The sequence below is a fragment of the Streptomyces sp. AA1529 genome, from assembly GCF_000280905.1.
In the GTDB taxonomy this organism is placed as follows: Bacteria; Actinomycetota; Actinomycetes; order Streptomycetales; family Streptomycetaceae; genus Streptomyces.
In genome coordinates this window covers 45427-61285 of the sequence record NZ_ALAP01000023.1, presented here as the reverse complement: position 1 = coordinate 61285, position 15859 = coordinate 45427, and the positions used below count along the sequence as shown (strand labels likewise).

The 15859-nt window shown below is 74.5% G+C and carries 17 protein-coding genes; 4 read left to right on the top strand and 13 right to left on the bottom strand.

Annotated features, from left to right (window positions below):
- Positions 1 to 43: 43 nt before the first annotated feature.
- Both A949_RS0107415 and A949_RS0107410 read right to left on the bottom strand, forming a co-directional pair.
- A complete protein-coding gene (locus A949_RS0107415) occupies positions 44 to 1258 on the bottom strand; it encodes an acyl-CoA dehydrogenase family protein (RefSeq protein WP_019355370.1) in 1215 nt (404 codons plus the stop codon).
- An 8-nt stretch (positions 1259 to 1266) separates the two neighbouring features.
- Complete coding sequence (locus A949_RS0107410; RefSeq protein WP_019355369.1) at positions 1267 to 2289, bottom strand: phosphotransferase family protein; 1023 nt, start codon at positions 2287 to 2289, stop codon at positions 1267 to 1269.
- A 224-nt stretch (positions 2290 to 2513) separates the two neighbouring features.
- Here A949_RS0107410 and A949_RS38465 point away from each other — a divergent pair, with 224 nt between their 5' ends.
- A complete protein-coding gene (locus tag A949_RS38465; RefSeq protein WP_019355368.1) occupies positions 2514 to 2663 on the top strand; it encodes a hypothetical protein in 150 nt (49 codons plus the stop codon).
- A 52-nt stretch (positions 2664 to 2715) separates the two neighbouring features.
- Here A949_RS38465 and A949_RS0107400 read toward each other — a convergent pair whose 3' ends face one another.
- The 4 genes from A949_RS0107400 to A949_RS0107385 form a co-directional block, all read right to left on the bottom strand.
- A complete protein-coding gene (locus A949_RS0107400; protein WP_037705992.1) occupies positions 2716 to 3216 on the bottom strand; it encodes a gluconokinase in 501 nt (166 codons plus the stop codon).
- Between the two features lie 38 nt (positions 3217 to 3254).
- Positions 3255 to 3566 carry a DUF202 domain-containing protein gene (locus tag A949_RS0107395; protein WP_019355366.1) on the bottom strand — a complete coding sequence of 104 codons (312 nt, stop codon included), beginning with the start codon at positions 3564 to 3566 and terminating at the stop codon, positions 3255 to 3257.
- Entirely contained in the window at positions 3563 to 3961 is a 399-nt protein-coding gene (locus tag A949_RS0107390) for a YidH family protein (RefSeq protein WP_019355365.1), read from the bottom strand. Before A949_RS0107390 ends, A949_RS0107395 begins: the two co-directional genes overlap by 4 nt.
- 68 nt (positions 3962 to 4029) lie before the next feature.
- Positions 4030 to 4554: an NUDIX domain-containing protein gene (locus A949_RS0107385; protein ID WP_019355364.1), complete on the bottom strand. Its 525-nt coding sequence runs from the start codon at positions 4552 to 4554 to the stop codon at positions 4030 to 4032.
- Between the two features lie 134 nt (positions 4555 to 4688).
- On the opposite strand from A949_RS0107385, the gene A949_RS0107380 reads away from it, so the two are divergent.
- Positions 4689 to 6374: an FAD-binding dehydrogenase gene (locus A949_RS0107380; RefSeq protein WP_019355363.1), complete on the top strand. Its 1686-nt coding sequence runs from the start codon at positions 4689 to 4691 to the stop codon at positions 6372 to 6374.
- Between the two features lie 84 nt (positions 6375 to 6458).
- On the opposite strand, the gene A949_RS0107375 is transcribed toward A949_RS0107380, so the two are convergent.
- The 4 genes from A949_RS0107375 to A949_RS0107360 form a co-directional block, all read right to left on the bottom strand.
- A complete protein-coding gene (locus A949_RS0107375) occupies positions 6459 to 7427 on the bottom strand; it encodes an NADPH:quinone oxidoreductase family protein (RefSeq protein ID WP_019355362.1) in 969 nt (322 codons plus the stop codon).
- A gap of 50 nt (positions 7428 to 7477) precedes the next feature.
- The gene (locus A949_RS0107370) at positions 7478 to 8023 is read right to left on the bottom strand and encodes a TetR/AcrR family transcriptional regulator (protein WP_051019414.1); all 546 of its coding nucleotides are present in this window, start codon (positions 8021 to 8023) and stop codon (positions 7478 to 7480) included.
- A gap of 138 nt (positions 8024 to 8161) precedes the next feature.
- On the bottom strand, positions 8162 to 9880 hold the full coding sequence (locus tag A949_RS32795; protein WP_019355360.1) for an AMP-binding protein: 1719 nt from the start codon (positions 9878 to 9880) through the stop codon (positions 8162 to 8164).
- Positions 9877 to 10686: an SDR family oxidoreductase gene (locus A949_RS0107360; protein WP_019355359.1), complete on the bottom strand. Its 810-nt coding sequence runs from the start codon at positions 10684 to 10686 to the stop codon at positions 9877 to 9879. The genes A949_RS32795 and A949_RS0107360 overlap by 4 nt, the downstream gene beginning before the upstream one ends.
- A 425-nt stretch (positions 10687 to 11111) precedes the next feature.
- Here A949_RS0107360 and A949_RS32790 point away from each other — a divergent pair, with 425 nt between their 5' ends.
- Together A949_RS32790 and A949_RS0107350 are read left to right on the top strand one after the other, a co-directional pair.
- Positions 11112 to 11699: a hypothetical protein gene (locus A949_RS32790; protein ID WP_037705987.1), complete on the top strand. Its 588-nt coding sequence runs from the start codon at positions 11112 to 11114 to the stop codon at positions 11697 to 11699.
- A 233-nt stretch (positions 11700 to 11932) separates the two neighbouring features.
- The gene (locus tag A949_RS0107350) at positions 11933 to 12397 is read left to right on the top strand and encodes a MaoC family dehydratase (protein ID WP_019355358.1); all 465 of its coding nucleotides are present in this window, start codon (positions 11933 to 11935) and stop codon (positions 12395 to 12397) included.
- On the opposite strand, the gene A949_RS0107345 is transcribed toward A949_RS0107350, so the two are convergent.
- The 3 genes from A949_RS0107345 to A949_RS0107335 form a co-directional block, all read right to left on the bottom strand.
- Positions 12378 to 13013, bottom strand: coding sequence for a TetR/AcrR family transcriptional regulator (locus A949_RS0107345; RefSeq protein ID WP_037705986.1), 636 nt, complete (start codon positions 13011 to 13013; stop codon positions 12378 to 12380). The genes A949_RS0107350 and A949_RS0107345 overlap by 20 nt on opposite strands.
- Positions 13014 to 13138: 125 nt before the next feature.
- Positions 13139 to 14224 carry a zinc-binding dehydrogenase gene (locus A949_RS0107340; RefSeq protein ID WP_019355356.1) on the bottom strand — a complete coding sequence of 362 codons (1086 nt, stop codon included), beginning with the start codon at positions 14222 to 14224 and terminating at the stop codon, positions 13139 to 13141.
- 73 nt (positions 14225 to 14297) lie between these two features.
- Positions 14298 to 15716: an aldehyde dehydrogenase family protein gene (locus A949_RS0107335; RefSeq protein ID WP_019355355.1), complete on the bottom strand. Its 1419-nt coding sequence runs from the start codon at positions 15714 to 15716 to the stop codon at positions 14298 to 14300.
- Between the last annotated feature and the right edge of the window lie 143 nt (positions 15717 to 15859).

Here is a 15859-nt window from a genome sequence, read left to right as displayed (position 1 = left end):
GCGGCGGCGCCGTGCCGCCCGGAGCCACCGCCCGGAGCCGCGCTCAGGCGTGGCGCTGCAGCTCCCGCCGGGCCAGCGACCGCTGGTGCACCTCGTCCGGCCCGTCGGCCAGCCGCAGCGTCCGCGCCGACGCCCACAGGTGGGCGAGCGGATAGTCCTGCGAGACCCCGGCGGCGCCGTGCAGCTGGACGGCGTCGTCGAGGATCCGCACCACCGCGCGCGGCGTGGCGATCTTGATGGCCTGGATCTCGGTGTGCGCGCCCCGGTTGCCGACGGTGTCCATCAGCCAGGCCGTCTTCAGCACCAGCAGCCGCAACTGCTCCACCTGCACCCGCGCGTCGGCGATCCACTCGCGCACCACGCCCTGCCGGGCCAGCGGTGTCCCGAAGGCCGTCCGGTCCAGCGCCCGGCGGCACATCAGCTCGATGGCCCGCTCGGCCATGCCGATCAGCCGCATGCAGTGGTGGATGCGGCCCGGACCGAGCCGGGCCTGCGCGATGGCGAAACCCCCGCCCTCCTCGCCGACGAGTGCGGACGCCGGGACGCGGACGTCGTGGAAGACCACCTCGGCGTGGCCGCCGTGGTAGTGGTCCTCGTACCCGTAGACGGACATGGCACGGCGCACCTCGACGCCCGGGGTGTCCCGGGGGACGAGCACCATCGACTGCTGGCGGCGCACGTCCGCGCCGTCCGGGTCGGTCTTGCCCATGACGATGAAGACGGCGCAGTCCGGGTGCATCGCCCCGGAGATGTACCACTTGCGGCCGGTGACGACGTACTCGTCGCCCTCCCGCCGGATCCGGGTGCCGATGTTGGTGGCGTCCGAGGAGGCGGCGTCCGGCTCCGTCATGGCGAAGGCCGACCGGATCCCGCCGGCCAGCAGCGGCTCCAGCCACCGGGCGCGCTGCTCGGGCGAGCCGAACTGGGCGAGCAGTTCCATGTTCCCGGTGTCGGGCGCCGCGCAGTTGAGCGCGGTCGGCGCGAGCTGCGGACTGCGCCCGGTGATCTCGGCCAGCGGCGCGTACTGCAGGTTGGAGAGCCCGGCCCCGTACTCCGCGTCGGGCAGGAAGAGGTTCCACAGCCCCTGCTCGCGTGCCTCGGCCTTGAGCTCCTCCAGGACCGGCACCGTGCTCCAGGGCGAGTCCTGCGCGGCGCGCTGCTCCTCGGCCGTCTGCTCGGCCGGGTACACGTGCTCCGTCATGAAGGCGAGCAGCCGCTCGCGCAGTTCCTCGGTGCGCGCGTCGTATGCGAAGTCCATGTGCTGCCTCAGCCCTTCCGCAGAGTGGAGAGTCCGTTGTCGATGAAGACCGGTACCAGTTCGCCGATCCGGTCGAAGCCGGCGCCGACCGTGCTGCCGAGCGTGAAGCGGTAGTGGATGCCCTCGAGGATGACGGCGAGCTTGAAGTAGGCGAAGGCGGTGTACCAGTTGATCCGCGAGACGTCCCGGCCCGAGAGCCGCGCGTAGCGTTCGATCAGCTCGGCGGCCGAGGGGTGCCCCGGGGCCCCGCTGGTGGTGCTGACCGGCGAGTCGGGCACGTCCTGCCGTTCGCTGTACATCGCCAGCAGCCCCAGGTCGGTCAGCGGGTCGCCGAGCGTGGACATCTCCCAGTCGAGCACCGCGGCGACCTCGCCGCCGGTGTCGATCAGCACGTTGTCCAGGCGGTAGTCGCCGTGCACGACGGTGGGCCGCGGCGAGTCGGGCAGCGCCTGGCCGAGCGCGCCGCGCAACTCGTCGACGCCGGCCAGCTCACGGCTGCGGGAGGCCTCCAACTGCTTGCTCCAGCGGCGCAGCTGCCGCTCCAGGAAGCCCTCGGGCCGCCCGAAGTCGCCCAGTCCCACCTCGTGCGGATCGACGGCGTGCAGCGCCACCAGCGTCTCGGGCAGCGCCAGGACGACCTCGCGGGTCCGCTCGGCGCCGAGCGGGGCGAGTTCCTCGGCGGTCCGGTAGGGGGTGCCCTCGACGTGGTCCATCACGTAGAACGGCGCGCCCAGCACGTCGGGGTCCTCGCACAGCAGCACGGTCCCGGGCACCGGCACCGGGGTGTCGCGCAACGCGCTGATGACGCGGTACTCGCGGGCCATGTCGTGCGCGGTGGCCAGCACGTGCCCGAGCGGCGGCCGCCGCACCACCCACCGGCCGGTCCCGTCGGTGACCCGGTAGGTGAGATTCGACCTTCCGCCCTGGACGACCTCGGCGTTCAGCGGCCCCCGCACCAGTCCGGGGCGCTCGCGCTCCAGGTGCGCGGCCAGCCGTGGCAGATCGAGACCGGGCGGGTTCTGTTCGCTCATCGTGCGCGCTCCTTCGGCATCGGTCGGACCGATCATGCCGACTAGTCGGTATGGAGTCCAGAGGGGGTCACCTGCCGGTCCGGATTCCGTTCCTCGCGGCCGGGCGACGGGGCCGGTGGAAGACGGTCCGGATTGACCGCCGTCCTCCCGGCTCGGTGTGTGATGCACCGCTTTCCGACCGAAGTCCCATGACAGCCGCACGGGTGGCGCTCTAGCCTCGGGGCATGCCCATGGGTGACAACGAGCCGCTGTTCGTACGCGACGAGCGCTCCAGGAACGGCTACGTCCTCAACCACCGCAACCCCTCCGGCCTGGCCCTGATCATCGTCCTCTCGGTCGGGGTGCTGATCCTGGCCGCCGTCGCGCTCGCCTGACCCGCGGGCCGAAGCGCGTCCGGCCCGCGGGCCGGACCCCGGCGGGCGCCCCTCAGCACACCCGGGCACGCGCCAGAGCGCTCCGCACGGCCTCGCGGGTCTCCTGCGGGGTGCCGGCGACGGAGACGGCGGCACCGTGCTCGTCCCCGCCGAGCGGTTCGAGGGCCTCGAACTGGGAGCGCAGCAGGCTGGACGGCATGAAGTGGCCGCCGCGGCGGTCCAGCCGTCGCGCTATCAGCGGGCGGGGGCCCGTCAGGTGGACGAAGAAGAGCCGCCCCGACGCCCGGCGGAGCCGGTCGCGGTAGCGGCGCTTGAGCGCCGAGCAGACCAGCACACCCCCGTCGGCGGGGCTCCCGGCGGCGGCGCGGCGGCGCAGCCAGTCGGCCAGCGCGTCCAGCCACGGCGCCCGGTCCGCGTCGTCCAGCGGGACACCGGCCGACATCTTCTCGATGTTGTGCGCGGGGTGGAAGTCGTCCGCGTCGGCGAACGGCACACCGAGCGCCCCGGCCAGCCACTCCCCGACGGTGCTCTTGCCGGACCCGGACACCCCCATGACGACCACGAGCGGCGCGTGCGTCCCCGCCGGGCCGTTCACAGCAGCATCATTCCGCCCACTCCGACCAGCACCAGCACACAGGCCAGCGCCCCCATGGTCTGAGCCGCCCCCATCGTCCGGGGCCGGGACCGGGAGAGCGCACGGATCCGGCGGTGCGCGGTCACCAGCAGTCCCACCCAGGCCAGCGCGCCGAGGCAGGCAGCCGCCACGGCGGGGCCGGAGGGGTCGGCGAGCGCCACCCGCGCCGTCAGCGCCACCGACACCGCGCAGGTCAGCGTGGTACGGCGCCAGGCCAGCCAGGTGCGCTCCGGCTGGGCGCCCGGATCGCGGGGCGGCTCGCCGCTCACCGGCCGGCCAGGCCGAACACCACGACGGCGACGACCAGCAGCGCCGCGAACGCCGTGCCGCCCGCCAGCAGCACCGGGAAGCGCGAGGCGGGCAGGTCCTCGCCGCGGCGCATGGCACGCTCGCAGCGCACCCAGTGGTTCACGGCCCGGACGGCGCACAGGGCGGCACCGGCCAGCAGCACGGTCGCGACGGCCGTGCGCACCCCCCAGCGCAGGTCGGTCAGGAACTGGTCGACCGCGATCCCGCCCGCCACCAGGGCCAGCGCGGTGCGGATCCAGGCGAGGAAGGTGCGCTCGTTGGCGAGCGAGAAGCGGTAGTCGGGCGTGGTGCCCTCCTCCCTGAGCCGCTGGGGGGCGAACCACAGCCGAAGAGTCGCCGAGAGCCGGTCGCGCATGGTTCAACCGTACGCGGTGACCTGCGGCGCTTCCCCACGGGGACACCCGCGCCGGACAGGTGCACCCCTTACCGGGCGGCGAGCCGCCGGTGGCACTCGAGTCCGTCCGGGACGATGTCGCCCCGCGCCTCCCAGCCGGCCAGCCGCCGCTCCAGCTCCTCCTCCGGCAGGAAGTCCCACCACGCGACCTCTTCCGGCTGCGGCCGGACGGGCTGCGTGCACACCACCTCGTACACCTGGAGGAACCAGGAGTATTCGGGCGTCCCGAAGAGGAACTTCAGCCGCCGCTCGGGCTGCGGCAGCCCGCTGACGCCCAGTTCCTCCTCGGCCTCCCGGAGGGCCGCCGTGTCGTAGTCCTCGCCCGCGCCCACCACGCCGCCCACCACCACGTCGTACATCCCGGGGAAGATCAGCTTGGTGGGGGTGCGGCGGTGCACGAAGATCCGGCCCGCCGCGTCCCGGACCCGGATGGCGGTGCTGCGGTGCCGCAGCCGACCGGCGTAGACCTCGCCGCGCAGCCGCTGCCCGACGACCCGGTCCTGCCCGTCCACGATGTCCAGCAGCTCGTCCGCCGAGCGTCCCTGCTGTTCCATACGCCCATCCAAGCACCGCGGACGGGCTGCGCGCAGGGGTGTCCGCGGGCGGGCCCGGAGGTTACTCTCCGGTCACCGGTCCCGGTGCGGGTGTCCGCACACCTGCTGCCGCAGTTGTCAGGAAAGGTGGGAGCATGGCGTACGACGCCGATGTGATCGTGGTCGGAGCCGGACTCGCGGGTCTCGCCGCGACAGCCGAACTGGCCGACGCCGGGCGGCGCGTCCTCCTCCTCGACCAGGAGCCCGAACAGTCGCTCGGCGGGCAGGCGCACTGGTCCTTCGGCGGGCTGTTCTTCGTCGACTCGCCCGAGCAGCGACGGCTGCGCATCCGGGACAGCCGCGAACTCGCCTGGCAGGACTGGCTGGGCACGGCCGCCTTCGACCGGCCCGAGGACCACTGGCCGCGCCGGTGGGCCGAGGCGTACGTGGACTTCGCGGCGGGCGAGAAGCGCGCCTGGCTGCGCGCCCAGGGGCTGAAGCTCTTCCCCGTGGTGGGCTGGGCCGAGCGGGGCGGCTACGGCGCGGGCGGCCACGGCAACTCGGTGCCCCGGTTCCACATCACCTGGGGCACCGGGCCCGGCATCGTCGAACCGTTCGAGCGGCGCGTCCGCGAGGGCGTGGCACGCGGCCTGGTCGAACTGCGCTTCCGGCACCGGGTGACCGGCCTGTCCCGGACGGCCGGAGCGCTGGACACGGTGACCGGCCAGGTGCTGGAGCCCAGCGACGCGCGGCGCGGCACGGCCAGCGGCCGGGAGCCCGCCGGCAGCTTCGAACTGCGGGCCCAGGCCGTGATCGTGACCTCCGGCGGTATCGGCGGCAACCACGAACTGGTGCGCGCCCACTGGCCCGAGCGGCTGGGCACCCCGCCCCGGAAGCTGCTCTCCGGAGTGCCGGCGCATGTGGACGGGCGGATGCTCGACGTGGCCGGAGAGGCCGGCGGCCACATGATCAACCGCGACCGGATGTGGCACTACACCGAGGGGATCGAGAACTGGAACCCCATCTGGGCCCGGCACGGCATCCGCATCCTGCCCGGGCCCTCCTCGCTGTGGCTCGACGCCACCGGACAGCGGCTGCCGGTCCCGCTCTTCCCCGGCTTCGACACCCTGGGCACCCTCGACCACATCATGCGGACGGGGCACGGCTACACCTGGTTCGTCCTCAGCCGGAAGATCATCGAGAAGGAGTTCACGCTCTCCGGTTCGGAGCAGAACCCGGATCTGACCGGCCGGTCCGTGCGCGAGGTCCTGGGCCGGGCACGCGGCGGCGCCCCCGGCCCGGTGCAGGCGTTCATGGACCACGGGGCCGACTTCGTCATCGAGCGCGATGTCGCCGCCCTGGCCCGCCGGATGAACGAGCTGACCGGTGACGGGCTGATCGAAGCGGCGGCGCTGCACCGGGAGATCGCCGCCCGGGACCGGGAGATCCGCAACCCGTTCACCAAGGACCTCCAGATCACCGCGCTGAACGGCGCCCGGCGATACCTGGGCGACCGGCTCATCCGGGTCGCGGCCCCGCACCGCCTGCTGGACCCGGCCGCCGGTCCGCTGATCGCGGTCCGGCTCAACATCCTGACCCGCAAGAGCCTGGGCGGGCTGGAGACGGACCTGTCCTCGCGGGTGCTCGCCGGGCCCGTGCGGGAGGCGGCGGACGCGGCGCGCCGGGGCGACCCGGTCCCCGGGCTCTACGCGGCGGGCGAGGTGGCCGGTTTCGGCGGCGGCGGTGTGCACGGCTACCGCTCGCTGGAGGGCACCTTCCTGGGCGGCTGCCTCTTCTCGGGGCGCACGGCCGGACGGGCGGCGGCCGCCGCGGTCGCCTGACGTCGTCCCGGGCCGGGCACGGCGCCGGGTGCCCGCCCGGGCGGCGGACACGGCGCCGGGTGCCCGCCGCCCGTCCGGGGCCGGTCAGCCGGGCACCACCGCCACGCGGCCCGTGGTCACGCCGTCGAAGACCCGCTGGACGGCGTCGGCCGCGCCGTCCAGCGGTACGCGCTCGCTCACCAGCGGCCGGACCGCGCCGTCCGCCGCGAGGCGGGTGAGCTCCTCGTGGCAGCGGTCGACGGCGGAGGGCTCCCGCTGCGCGTACAGCCCCCAGTGCAGCCCGAGGACGGAGTAGTTCTTCACCAGCACGTGGTTGAGTCCGGGGGTGGGCACCGCGCCGCTCGCGAAGCCGACCACCACGATGCGCCCCTCGAAGGCGATGCACTTGGCGGACGCCGCGTAGGCGTCGCCGCCCACCGGGTCGTAGACCACGTCGGCGCCCGCGCCGCCGGTGGCCTCCTTCACGGCGCCGACCACGTCCTCGCTCCTGCGGTCGACGACCACGTCGCAGCCCAGGTCGCGGGCGACCTCGGCCTTCGCGGCACCGCCGACGACCCCGATCACACGTGCCCCGGCGGCCTTGCCCAACTGGACGGCCGCACTGCCGACGCCGCCCGCGGCGGCGTGCACCAGCAGCGTCTCGCCCTTCCGCAGTCCGGCGCGCCGGTGGAGCCCGAACCAGCCGGTCTGGTACCCGATGTGCAGCGCGGCGGCCTCGGCGTCGTCCAGCGCGTCGGGCGCGGGACGGGCGCTCTCCTCGGTGACGACGGCCGTCTCCCCGAAGGCGCCGCAGGGCAGCACCGGCTGCCCGAGCACCCGTTCCCCCGCCCGGGCCCCGCCGACGATCTCGCCGCAGAGCTCCACGCCGGGGGTGAACGGCAGCGGGGGGCGCACCTGGTACTCGCCCCGGCACAGCATGGCGTCCGGGTAGTTGACGTTCGCGGCCCGGACCCGGACCAGCAGTTGCCCCGGGCCCGGTTCGGGCTCGGGCACCTCTTCCAGCCGCATCACGTCGCGCGGTTCGCCGTTGGTGTGGACGCGCCATGCCTGCACGGATGGTCCTTTCGTCGACGGGGGACCGCGCTCCGCGGCCCCGGGCCCGCTCAGTGCCGCAGTGCCCGCAGCAGCAGATCGGCCAGGTGGTCGGCGACCTCCTGCGGCGTGAGCCGGCCGCCCGGCCGGTACCAGCTGCTGAGGTGGTGCACGGAACCGAAGTGGTAGTCCACGACCAGGTCGGCGGGGGTCGCGTCGCTGAACACACCGGAGCGCCGGCCCTCTTCGATCAGCGCACGGAACCTCTCGTGGTAGCGGCGGCGCTCGGCCCGCACCTGCTTCTGCTTCTCCGGGGAGAGCTGGTGCATCGAGCGGAAGAAGATCATGGCGTCGTCGAGGTTGTCGATGGTGGTGACGACGACGTCCGCCGCGGCCTGCCGCAGCCGCTCCTCCACCGGGGCCGCACGGTCGGCGAGCAGGTCGAGGCGCTCCTGCTGGAGGCGCAGCAGCCGGCCGTAGATCTCGTGGAGCAGATCGTCCTTGGAGCCGAAGTAGTGGTAGAGCGCGCCCTTGGTGACGCCTGCCGCCTCCACGATCTCCTGCACGGACGTACGGTCGTACCCCTGTTCGGCGAAGAGCCGGGTGGCGGCCGCCATCAGCCGCTGCGGTACCGGAGCCCGGGTCTCGTCCCCGCCCCGGCCCCGGGCGCGCGCCGGGCGCGCCCCGCCGCCGTGTGCCGGATCTCCCTCACCGGCCCTGGTCGCCATGGCCGCCACCTGCCTCTCGCTCATCGTTCACCGGCCGGCGCCGCCCGGCCGGCCCGGCTGCCCGCTCGCCGTCGGGGCGCCATCCTGCCGGGAACGCAGCTCCCGCCGGAGGATCTTGCCACTGGTGGTCTTGGGCAGCTCCGGCAGCACCTCCACCTCGCGGGGGTACTTGTAGGCGGCAAGCCGCTCCCTGCAGTACCCGCTCAGCTCCTCAGAGGCGGCCGACGCGCCCTCGCGCAGACTGACGTACGCCTTGACGGTCTCGCCGCGGTACTCGTGCGGCACCCCGACCACCGCGGCCTCGCGGACGGCCGGGTGCGTGTAGAGCACGTCCTCGACCTCGCGGGGCCAGACCTTGAACCCGGAGGCGTTGATCATGTCCTTCTTGCGGTCGACGACGTACAGCCAGCCGTCCGCGTCCATGAATCCGATGTCCCCGGTGCGCAGTTCGCCGCCGGGCATCCCGGCGGCGGTCTCCGCGGGCCGCCGCCAGTAGCCGGGCACCACCTGCGGGCCGCGCACGGCGATCTCGCCCTGCTGCCCGAACGGCACCTCGGCGCCGCTCTCGTCGAGTATCCGCACCACCGTGTCGGGGCCCGGCAGGCCGACGGCCAGCGTGCCGGACTCCGGGTCGACCGGCGCCTCCCGGCCGGGCGGTACGGAGGCGCACGGGGCCGAGCACTCGGTGAGGCCGTAGCCGTTGCCGATGTAGGGGCCGAAGGCGGCGCGGAACTTCTCCACCAGCGCGGGGGGCAGCGGCGCGCCGCCGGAGGAGAGGTGCGTGAACGAGGCGAAGTGTGCGCGGGACGCGGCCGGGTGCGCGGCCAGCGCCATGAACGCGGTGGAGGGGCCGACGGTGTAGGCGGGCCGGTGCTCCAGGAAGGCGTCCAGGACGACGCCCGCGTCGAAGCGGTAGGCGAGCGCGAGCGTGCCCTTGTTGGCGATGCAGCCGCACAGCTGCACGACCGCTCCGGTGATGTGGAAGAGCGGGGCCAGTGCGAAGACGCACGCCCCCTCGGGGATGCCGTGGCCGACGCGCTGCCGCTCCGCGTTGTAGGCGAGGTTGGCGTGCGTGTTCATGGCGCCCTTGGGGGTGCCGCTGGTCCCGGAGGTGTAGCTGATCAGGGCGATGTCCTCGCCGGTGAGTCCGCGTCCGGCCGGAGCGGGCGCACCGCTGCGGGCGACGGCGAGCAGGTCCTCGGCGTCCTCGGCGGGCGCGCGCCGGCCGAAGTCGAGCACCCGGGGGTCGTCCCGCGTCTGCAGGTCGAGTTCGCAGGCGGTCAGCACCGTGCGCACGGTGCCGCCGGCCGCCGCGGCGCGCAGCCGGTCCTCCCAGGCACGGTCGGAGCACACCAGTGCGGCCGCCTCCGCGTCCTGGAGCACATGCGCCACCTCGCGCTCCTTGTACATGGGGTTGACGGGCACCACGGTGGCGCCCGCCTTCCACGCGCCGAGCAGCGCCAGCACGTAGTGCGGGCTGTTCTGCAGCATCAGGGCGAGCCGGTCGCCCTTGGCCAGGCCGCGTGCGGCGAGGTGCGCCGCGACGGCGTCGGAGAGCGCGTCGGTCTCGGCGTAGCTGAGCCGGCCGTCGAAGTAGCCGAGCGCGGTCCGGTCCGGTACCTCGCGGACCGCGGCGCGGAAGGCGTGCAGCACTGTCTCCGGGGGTGTGACGGGGGCGCGTTGGGTCTCGGTGAGCTGGGCGAGCCAGGGCTTGTCCCCGTACCCGGCGGCGCCGGCCGACGTCATGCCGGCTCCCCTTCCCGCGTCCCGGCGGGTCCTCGCGTGGTCCCGCCGGCCGCCTCCTCGACCTTGCGCTGCAGCTGGTTCATGGCGCTCAGCCAGCTGTCGGTCCCGGTGGCCCGCGCGGTGTAGTGCCGCTGGGTGGTGGCGTGCGGCAGGACGAGGAAGCGCCCGTCGGCGAGCGCGGCGAACAGCGCGTCGGCCACGGCGTCCGGGGCGATGGCGCCGGGCCGCAGCACGAGGTCGCCCGCGACGCCGGTGGCCTCCAGCATGTCGGTGCGTACCCCCTCGGGACAGACGGCGTGCACCTGGAGGCCCCGGTGCCGGTAGGTGACCGACAGCCACTCGGCGAAGGCGAGTGCCGCGTGCTTGGTGACGCTGTAGGGCGCCGAGCCGACCATCGTGAGGAGTCCGGCCGCCGAGACGGTGGAGACGAAGCGCCCCCGCCCGCGCTCCAGCCAGTCCGGCAGCAGCTCGCGCGCTGCCCGGACGTGCGCCATCACGTTGAGGTCCCAGGCGGCGTCCCACTGCGCGTCGGGGGTCTCGGGGCCGCCCTCGGTACCCAGACCGGCGTTGGCGCAGAACGTGTCGACCGCTCCGCCGAGCGCCTCGCGCGCGGGCGCCACGACAGTGGCGGCGTCCCCGGGGACGGCGATGCCGCCGATCTCCTCGGCGACCGCCCGGGCGCGGCCCGGGTCCAGGTCGTTGACCGCGACCCGCGCGCCCTCGGCGGCGAATCTGCGGGCGAGGGCGGCTCCGATGCCGCCGCCCGCTCCGGTGACGACGACGGCACTGTCGCGCAAGGACTCCATCGGCTGCGCCTCCCACTCTCCGGGCGTGTGCTCCTGCGGCCCCGTTCGGGCGCGGCCGGCGGAGGGGCTCCGCGGTGTCGCGCCCGGTCGGCAGACTAACCAGTCGGTATGTCGTTGCGGAAGGGGTGCCGGTGTCCCTCCCGGCAGTGCTTCGGGAACGGCGGCGCCCGCAGGCTCGTTCCTCTGCTGTGGGCGGCGCGCGGCGCCGCGTATGCGTGACCGGTGGAGACCCCGGAAGCGGCTGCGCCCGATGAGGCGGGGCCGCACCCCTTACAGGAATAGCGGACCGCATCCGGGGTAATCCGCCACGCCGAAGCAAGTGCGCGCTCTCCGCGCGAAAAAGCATCGCCGGAGACGGATCCGAACCGCGGGGCGGCACGTCACATCCCCGACGACACGGGTCCTCTCCGCCGGAGGTGGGATGATTGGCCGGTTTCAGAGCGCTCGCCCGACAGGTCCGGGATCCGGACAGAGAACGGTCCCAGCGGCGACAGGCGCTGCGCAAGTGCCTGGAGCGGTTCGCCCCCTACGGACACCGCGCCACCTGGCAGCACCTGTGCAGGAACGCCGGGTTCGACCCGGAGGACCGCGAACCCGACCCCGCGCTGCTCGTCGCGGCCCTGGAGGAACTGGAGGAGGCCCGCGCGGTCTGGCTCGCCTACGAGTCCGAAGTCGCCGACCGCCGCAGGCGGGAGAAGCACAAGGGGATCAGGCAGCCGACCGCACTCGACGAGTGGCACCGCAGGACGTGGGGCGGCAGGTCGCTGCTGCGGTGCGACCCGGCCCGGCCGCCCACCCCCCGGCTGGCGGAGGTGCTGCGCCGCATGATCGCCATGCCGGGCGGCGTCCGGGACGCGCCCCCCTACCGCCGCGCCCTGCGCAAGGAGCGGGGAGCCGGAGCCCGTACGGAGATCCGCACCGAGGGCACCGGCCGCCGCGAGAGCCGCAATCCGCACCGCGCGGGCGCCGGCTCCCGGCTCGGGTTCGGCAGTCCGCTGCCCTCCCAGGGCTGAGCGGCGGCCGCACACGGACGACCGCGGCGCCCGCCGGCCGGGGACGGGCCGGCGGACCGGGCGCGGCGCCGGACTGCGGCACCGGGCCGGGGCGCGGCACCGGACGGGCGCGGTGGGCGGCGGGGGCCGGGGTGGCGCCGCTCGGAGCCCTGCTGGCATGCTGACGGGCACGTGCTGAGCAATCGCTTATTCGGCATCTGCTCCGCGACTTACCAGCGTGGGAGGTTGTTTGCATGGCGGAACCCCAGGTTTTCACCTCGGCCCCGGAGCTGCGCGCCGCGGTCGGACAGGAGCTGGGCGTCAGCGACTGGCTCGAGGTGGACCAGAAGCGGATCGACCTCTTCGCGGACGCGACCGGCGACCATCAGTGGATCCACGTGGACCCGGAACGCGCCGCCGAGGGCCCCTTCGGGAGCACCATCGCACACGGCTATCTGACCCTCTCGCTGCTGCCCGCGCTCGTCCCGCAGATCCTGCGCGTCGAAGGAGTGCGGATGGGCGTCAACTACGGCACCGACAAGGTGCGCTTCCCCGCCCCGGTGCCCGTCGGCTCCCGGCTGCGCGCCCGGGCGACCCTGGCCGACGTCAGCGAGACGCCGGACGGCGGGGTACAGGTCGCCGCGCAGGTGACCGTGGAGCGGGAGGGCGGCGACAAGCCGGTGTGCGTCGCGGTGAGCCTCAGCCGCTACTACTGGTGAGACCGGCGGGCCGCCGGCCCGCCATCCGCAGGGCGAGATCGGCGTACAGCGCGCCGATCTCGTCCGGCGTCCTGCGGCCCTCCGGGCTGAACCAGCGGGCGACGTCGATGCACAGCGACATCACGGCCAGCGCCGTGCCCCGCAGATCTGGGATGTCGAACTCCCCGGCCGCCACTCCCTCCTCCAGGACCGCGCGCAGAATCTCCTCACTGCGCCTGCGCAGCAGCACGATCCGCGCGTAGTGCTCCTCCCCCAGCGCCGCCAGCTCGTACTGGACCACCCGCGCCGTGGTGTGGTGCTCCGCGTGCCAGCGCACGAACGCGCGGACGGCGCGGGCGAGCCGCTCCGCGCAGTCGGGCGCGCTCGCGACGGCCTCCTCCAGCACCGCGACCGAGCGCTCGTGGCCGACCCTGCTGATGTGGAAGAGCAGCTCTTCCTTGGTCTTGTAGTGGATGTAGAGCGCGGCGGGGCTCATTCCGGCACGTCCGGCGATGTCGCGGGTGGTGGTGGCGTGGAAACCCCGCTCGGCGAACGCCTCCACGGCGCCGAGCAGCAGGCGGCGGGCGGCGTCCGGAGTGACGCCGCCGAAGGATTCATCGATCACACCCGTCGTCATCCGCCCAGCTTACTGCGCACTGAGCGGATGCTTAGCCCGCACCCCGCCGGGGCCCGGACCTCCGCGGGTGGCCTGACCCCGCCGGGGCCCGGAAGAGCATCGCGCCCCGGCGGCCGGGCCGCGGATCAGAAGACCACCAGCGTGCGCCCGCCCCGCCCGGCGCGCATGGCCGCGAAGGCGTCCCCGACCCCCTCCAGCCCGACCCGCTCGCTCACCAGCGCCCCCAGCTCCAGCCGCCCGTCCCGCACATGCTGGGCGAGCACGGGGACGTCCCGCGCGGGGTCGGAGTCGCCGTAGACGCAGCCGCGCAGCTCCCGCGCGAAGTGGAAGATCTCCAGCGCGGAGAAGGTGACCTGCTCGTCCTTGCCGCCGATGCCGACCACGACGGTCCGGCCGCCCCGCCGGGTGCAGTCCCAGGCGGCGCGGACGGTCGCCGCCCGCCCCACGCACTCGACGGCCACGTCGGCGCCGTAGCCGCCCTCGGTGAGCGCGCGGACCTCCTTGGCGGTCTTCTCCCCCGCCACGACGAAGTCCGTCGCCCCGGCGGCCCGCGCCATCTCCTCCTTCTCCGCGGAGACGTCCACCGCGACGATCTGTCCGGCACCGGCCAGCCGCGCCGACTGCAGGGTGGCCAGCCCCACCCCGCCCACACCGAACACCGCGACCGACTCGCCCACCCGCACCCGGGCGCTGTGGTGCACCGCGCCGTACCCGGTGAGCATGGCGCAGCCCAGCAGCGCCGCGTCCTCCAGCGGCACCCCCGCGGGGAGCGGGAGGACGGCCCGGCGCGGGACGACCGTCTCCTCGGCGAAGGCGGCGACGCTCAGCCCGGGATAGAGGCCGTCGCCGCTGCGGGTGCGCGCATAGGGGGTGGTGGTGGCGTCGTTGGCGCGCACGCACAGCCACGGCTCGGACAGCTGTGCGCAGAAGTGGCACTCGCCGCAGCTCGGCGCCCAGTTGAGGACGACCCGGTCACCGGGGGCGACGTCCCGTACGTCCTCGCCCACGGCCACGACGGTCCCCGCGCCCTCGTGGCCGAGGACGGCCGGTACGGGCTGGCGCAGAGTGCCGTTGGCCAGCGAGAGGTCGGAGTGGCAGACGCCGGCGGCGGCGAGCCGCACCCGCACCTGGCCGGGTCCGGGATCCGGCAGGGCTATCGAGGTGACCTCCAGCGGTGCCGAGACGGCGGGCAGGACGAGGGCGCGAACCATGCGGGCTCCAAGCGGGATGCGGGACGGGGTGGCCTCGGACGGACCGGCCCGGCGCGGCCGGTGTGGGCGGGTCTCAGAGCTGGAGGGACTTGGTCTGCAGATACTCCTCCAGGCCGTGCACGCCCAGTTCCCGGCCGACGCCCGACTGCTTGTATCCGCCGAACGGCGCCAGGGGGTTGAACCGGCCGCCGTTGATGTCGACCTGTCCGGTCTCCATCCGGCGTGCGAAGGCGACGGCCTCCTCCTCGTCCTCGGACCACACCGCGCCGGCCAGGCCGTAGACGGTGCCGTTGGCGATCCGCAGCGCGTCCTCGGTGTCCTCGTACTTCAGCAGGGACAGCACGGGGCCGAAGATCTCCTCCTGGGCGATGGCCATCCCGGGGGTGACGTCGGCGAAGACGGTGGGCCGGACGTAGTGGCCGTGCTCCGTGCCCTCGGGGGGCTCGGCGCCGCCCGCCACCAGCCGGGCCCCTTCCTCGCGGCCGCGCTCGATGTAGCCGGTGACCCTCTCCCGCTGCGCGGCGTTGACGAGGGGGCCGACCCGGGTGGCCTCGTCCAGCGGGTCCCCGGTGGTGTACTTGGCGGTGGCCTCGGCGGCCAGCCGTACGGCCTCCTCGTAGCGCTCGGAGTCCACCAGCATCCTCGTCCAGGCGCTGCACGTCTGGCCGGAGTTGGACATCACGTTGGCGACCCCGACCTTCACGGCCTTCGCCAGGTCGGCGCCGGGCAGGATGACGTTGGCCGACTTGCCGCCGAGTTCGAGCGCGACGCGCTTGACGCCGGACGCGGCCGCGGCGCCGATGCGGCGGCCGACGGCGGTGGAGCCGGTGAAGGAGAGCAGGTCGATGTCCTCGTGCTCGGCCAGCGCCTGTCCGGCGACCGGGCCGAGCCCGGTGACCAGGTTGAAGACCCCGGCGGGCACCCCCGCCTCGTCGACGGCCTCCGCGAACAGCCGGGCGACCAGCGGGGTGTCCTCGGCCGGTTTGAGCACCATGGTGCAGCCGGCCGCGAGGGCCGGTGCGGCCTTGGCGACGATCTGGTGCAGCGGGTAGTTCCACGGGGTGATGGCACCGACGACTCCGACCGGCTCGCGCAGCACCAGGGAGTTGCCCAGGCGTTCCTCGAAGGAGTACGCGGCGGCGAGCTCCGCGTAGCCGGTGCAGACGGCGATCGGCACGGCGGCGTGCACCTTCTGCGAGAGGGTGAGGGGCGAGCCGAGTTCGGCGGTGACGGTCCGGGCGATCTCCTCGCGCCGGTCGGTGAGGATCCGCCGGAGCGCGTCCAGCCGCGCGGCGCGTTCCGCGGGCGGGGTGGCGGCCCAGCCGGGCAGCGCGGCGCGGGCGGCGCGCACGGCTGCCGCGACGTCCTCGGGCCCGCCCGCGGGGACGGTGGCCAGGAGGGTTCCGTCGGCGGGGTTGGTGACCTCGATCGTCCCGGTGCCCGCGGCGGGGCGCCAGGCGCCGTCGATGTACATGCCGTCGTGTGCCTTCATGGGGCAAACCTACTGTCGGGTCAGCAAGGTGTCAGCACGGCGTCGGGGTGCCCTGGGTCACCGGGGCCGATGGCGCGCCCCCGCCCGGCGCGTGCCCGCCCGGATCGCCGGGCGGGCACGCGTGGTGCGTTGACGGAGACCTC

Bases quoted from the DNA above. Each gene is read 5' to 3' on its own strand.
- A949_RS0107340 (WP_019355356.1), bottom strand. From the start codon at position 14,224: ATGGTTCGCGCCCTCGTCCTGCCCGCCGTCTCGGCACCGCTGGAGGTC.
- A949_RS0107410 (WP_019355369.1), bottom strand. From the start codon at position 2,289: ATGAGCGAACAGAACCCGCCCGGTCTCGATCTGCCACGGCTGGCCGCG.
- A949_RS0107400 (WP_037705992.1), bottom strand. From the start codon at position 3,216: ATGGGGGTGTCCGGGTCCGGCAAGAGCACCGTCGGGGAGTGGCTGGCC.
- A949_RS0107385 (WP_019355364.1), bottom strand. From the start codon at position 4,554: ATGGAACAGCAGGGACGCTCGGCGGACGAGCTGCTGGACATCGTGGAC.
- A949_RS38465 (WP_019355368.1), top strand. From the start codon at position 2,514: ATGCCCATGGGTGACAACGAGCCGCTGTTCGTACGCGACGAGCGCTCC.
- A949_RS0107390 (WP_019355365.1), bottom strand. From the start codon at position 3,961: ATGCGCGACCGGCTCTCGGCGACTCTTCGGCTGTGGTTCGCCCCCCAG.
- A949_RS32795 (WP_019355360.1), bottom strand. From the start codon at position 9,880: ATGACGTCGGCCGGCGCCGCCGGGTACGGGGACAAGCCCTGGCTCGCC.
- A949_RS0107415 (WP_019355370.1), bottom strand. From the start codon at position 1,258: ATGGACTTCGCATACGACGCGCGCACCGAGGAACTGCGCGAGCGGCTG.
- A949_RS0107335 (WP_019355355.1), bottom strand. From the start codon at position 15,716: ATGAAGGCACACGACGGCATGTACATCGACGGCGCCTGGCGCCCCGCC.
- A949_RS0107345 (WP_037705986.1), bottom strand. From the start codon at position 13,013: ATGACGACGGGTGTGATCGATGAATCCTTCGGCGGCGTCACTCCGGAC.
- A949_RS0107370 (WP_051019414.1), bottom strand. From the start codon at position 8,023: ATGGCGGCCGCCACCCGGCTCTTCGCCGAACAGGGGTACGACCGTACG.
- A949_RS0107360 (WP_019355359.1), bottom strand. From the start codon at position 10,686: ATGGAGTCCTTGCGCGACAGTGCCGTCGTCGTCACCGGAGCGGGCGGC.
- A949_RS0107380 (WP_019355363.1), top strand. From the start codon at position 4,689: ATGGCGTACGACGCCGATGTGATCGTGGTCGGAGCCGGACTCGCGGGT.
- A949_RS0107350 (WP_019355358.1), top strand. From the start codon at position 11,933: ATGGCGGAACCCCAGGTTTTCACCTCGGCCCCGGAGCTGCGCGCCGCG.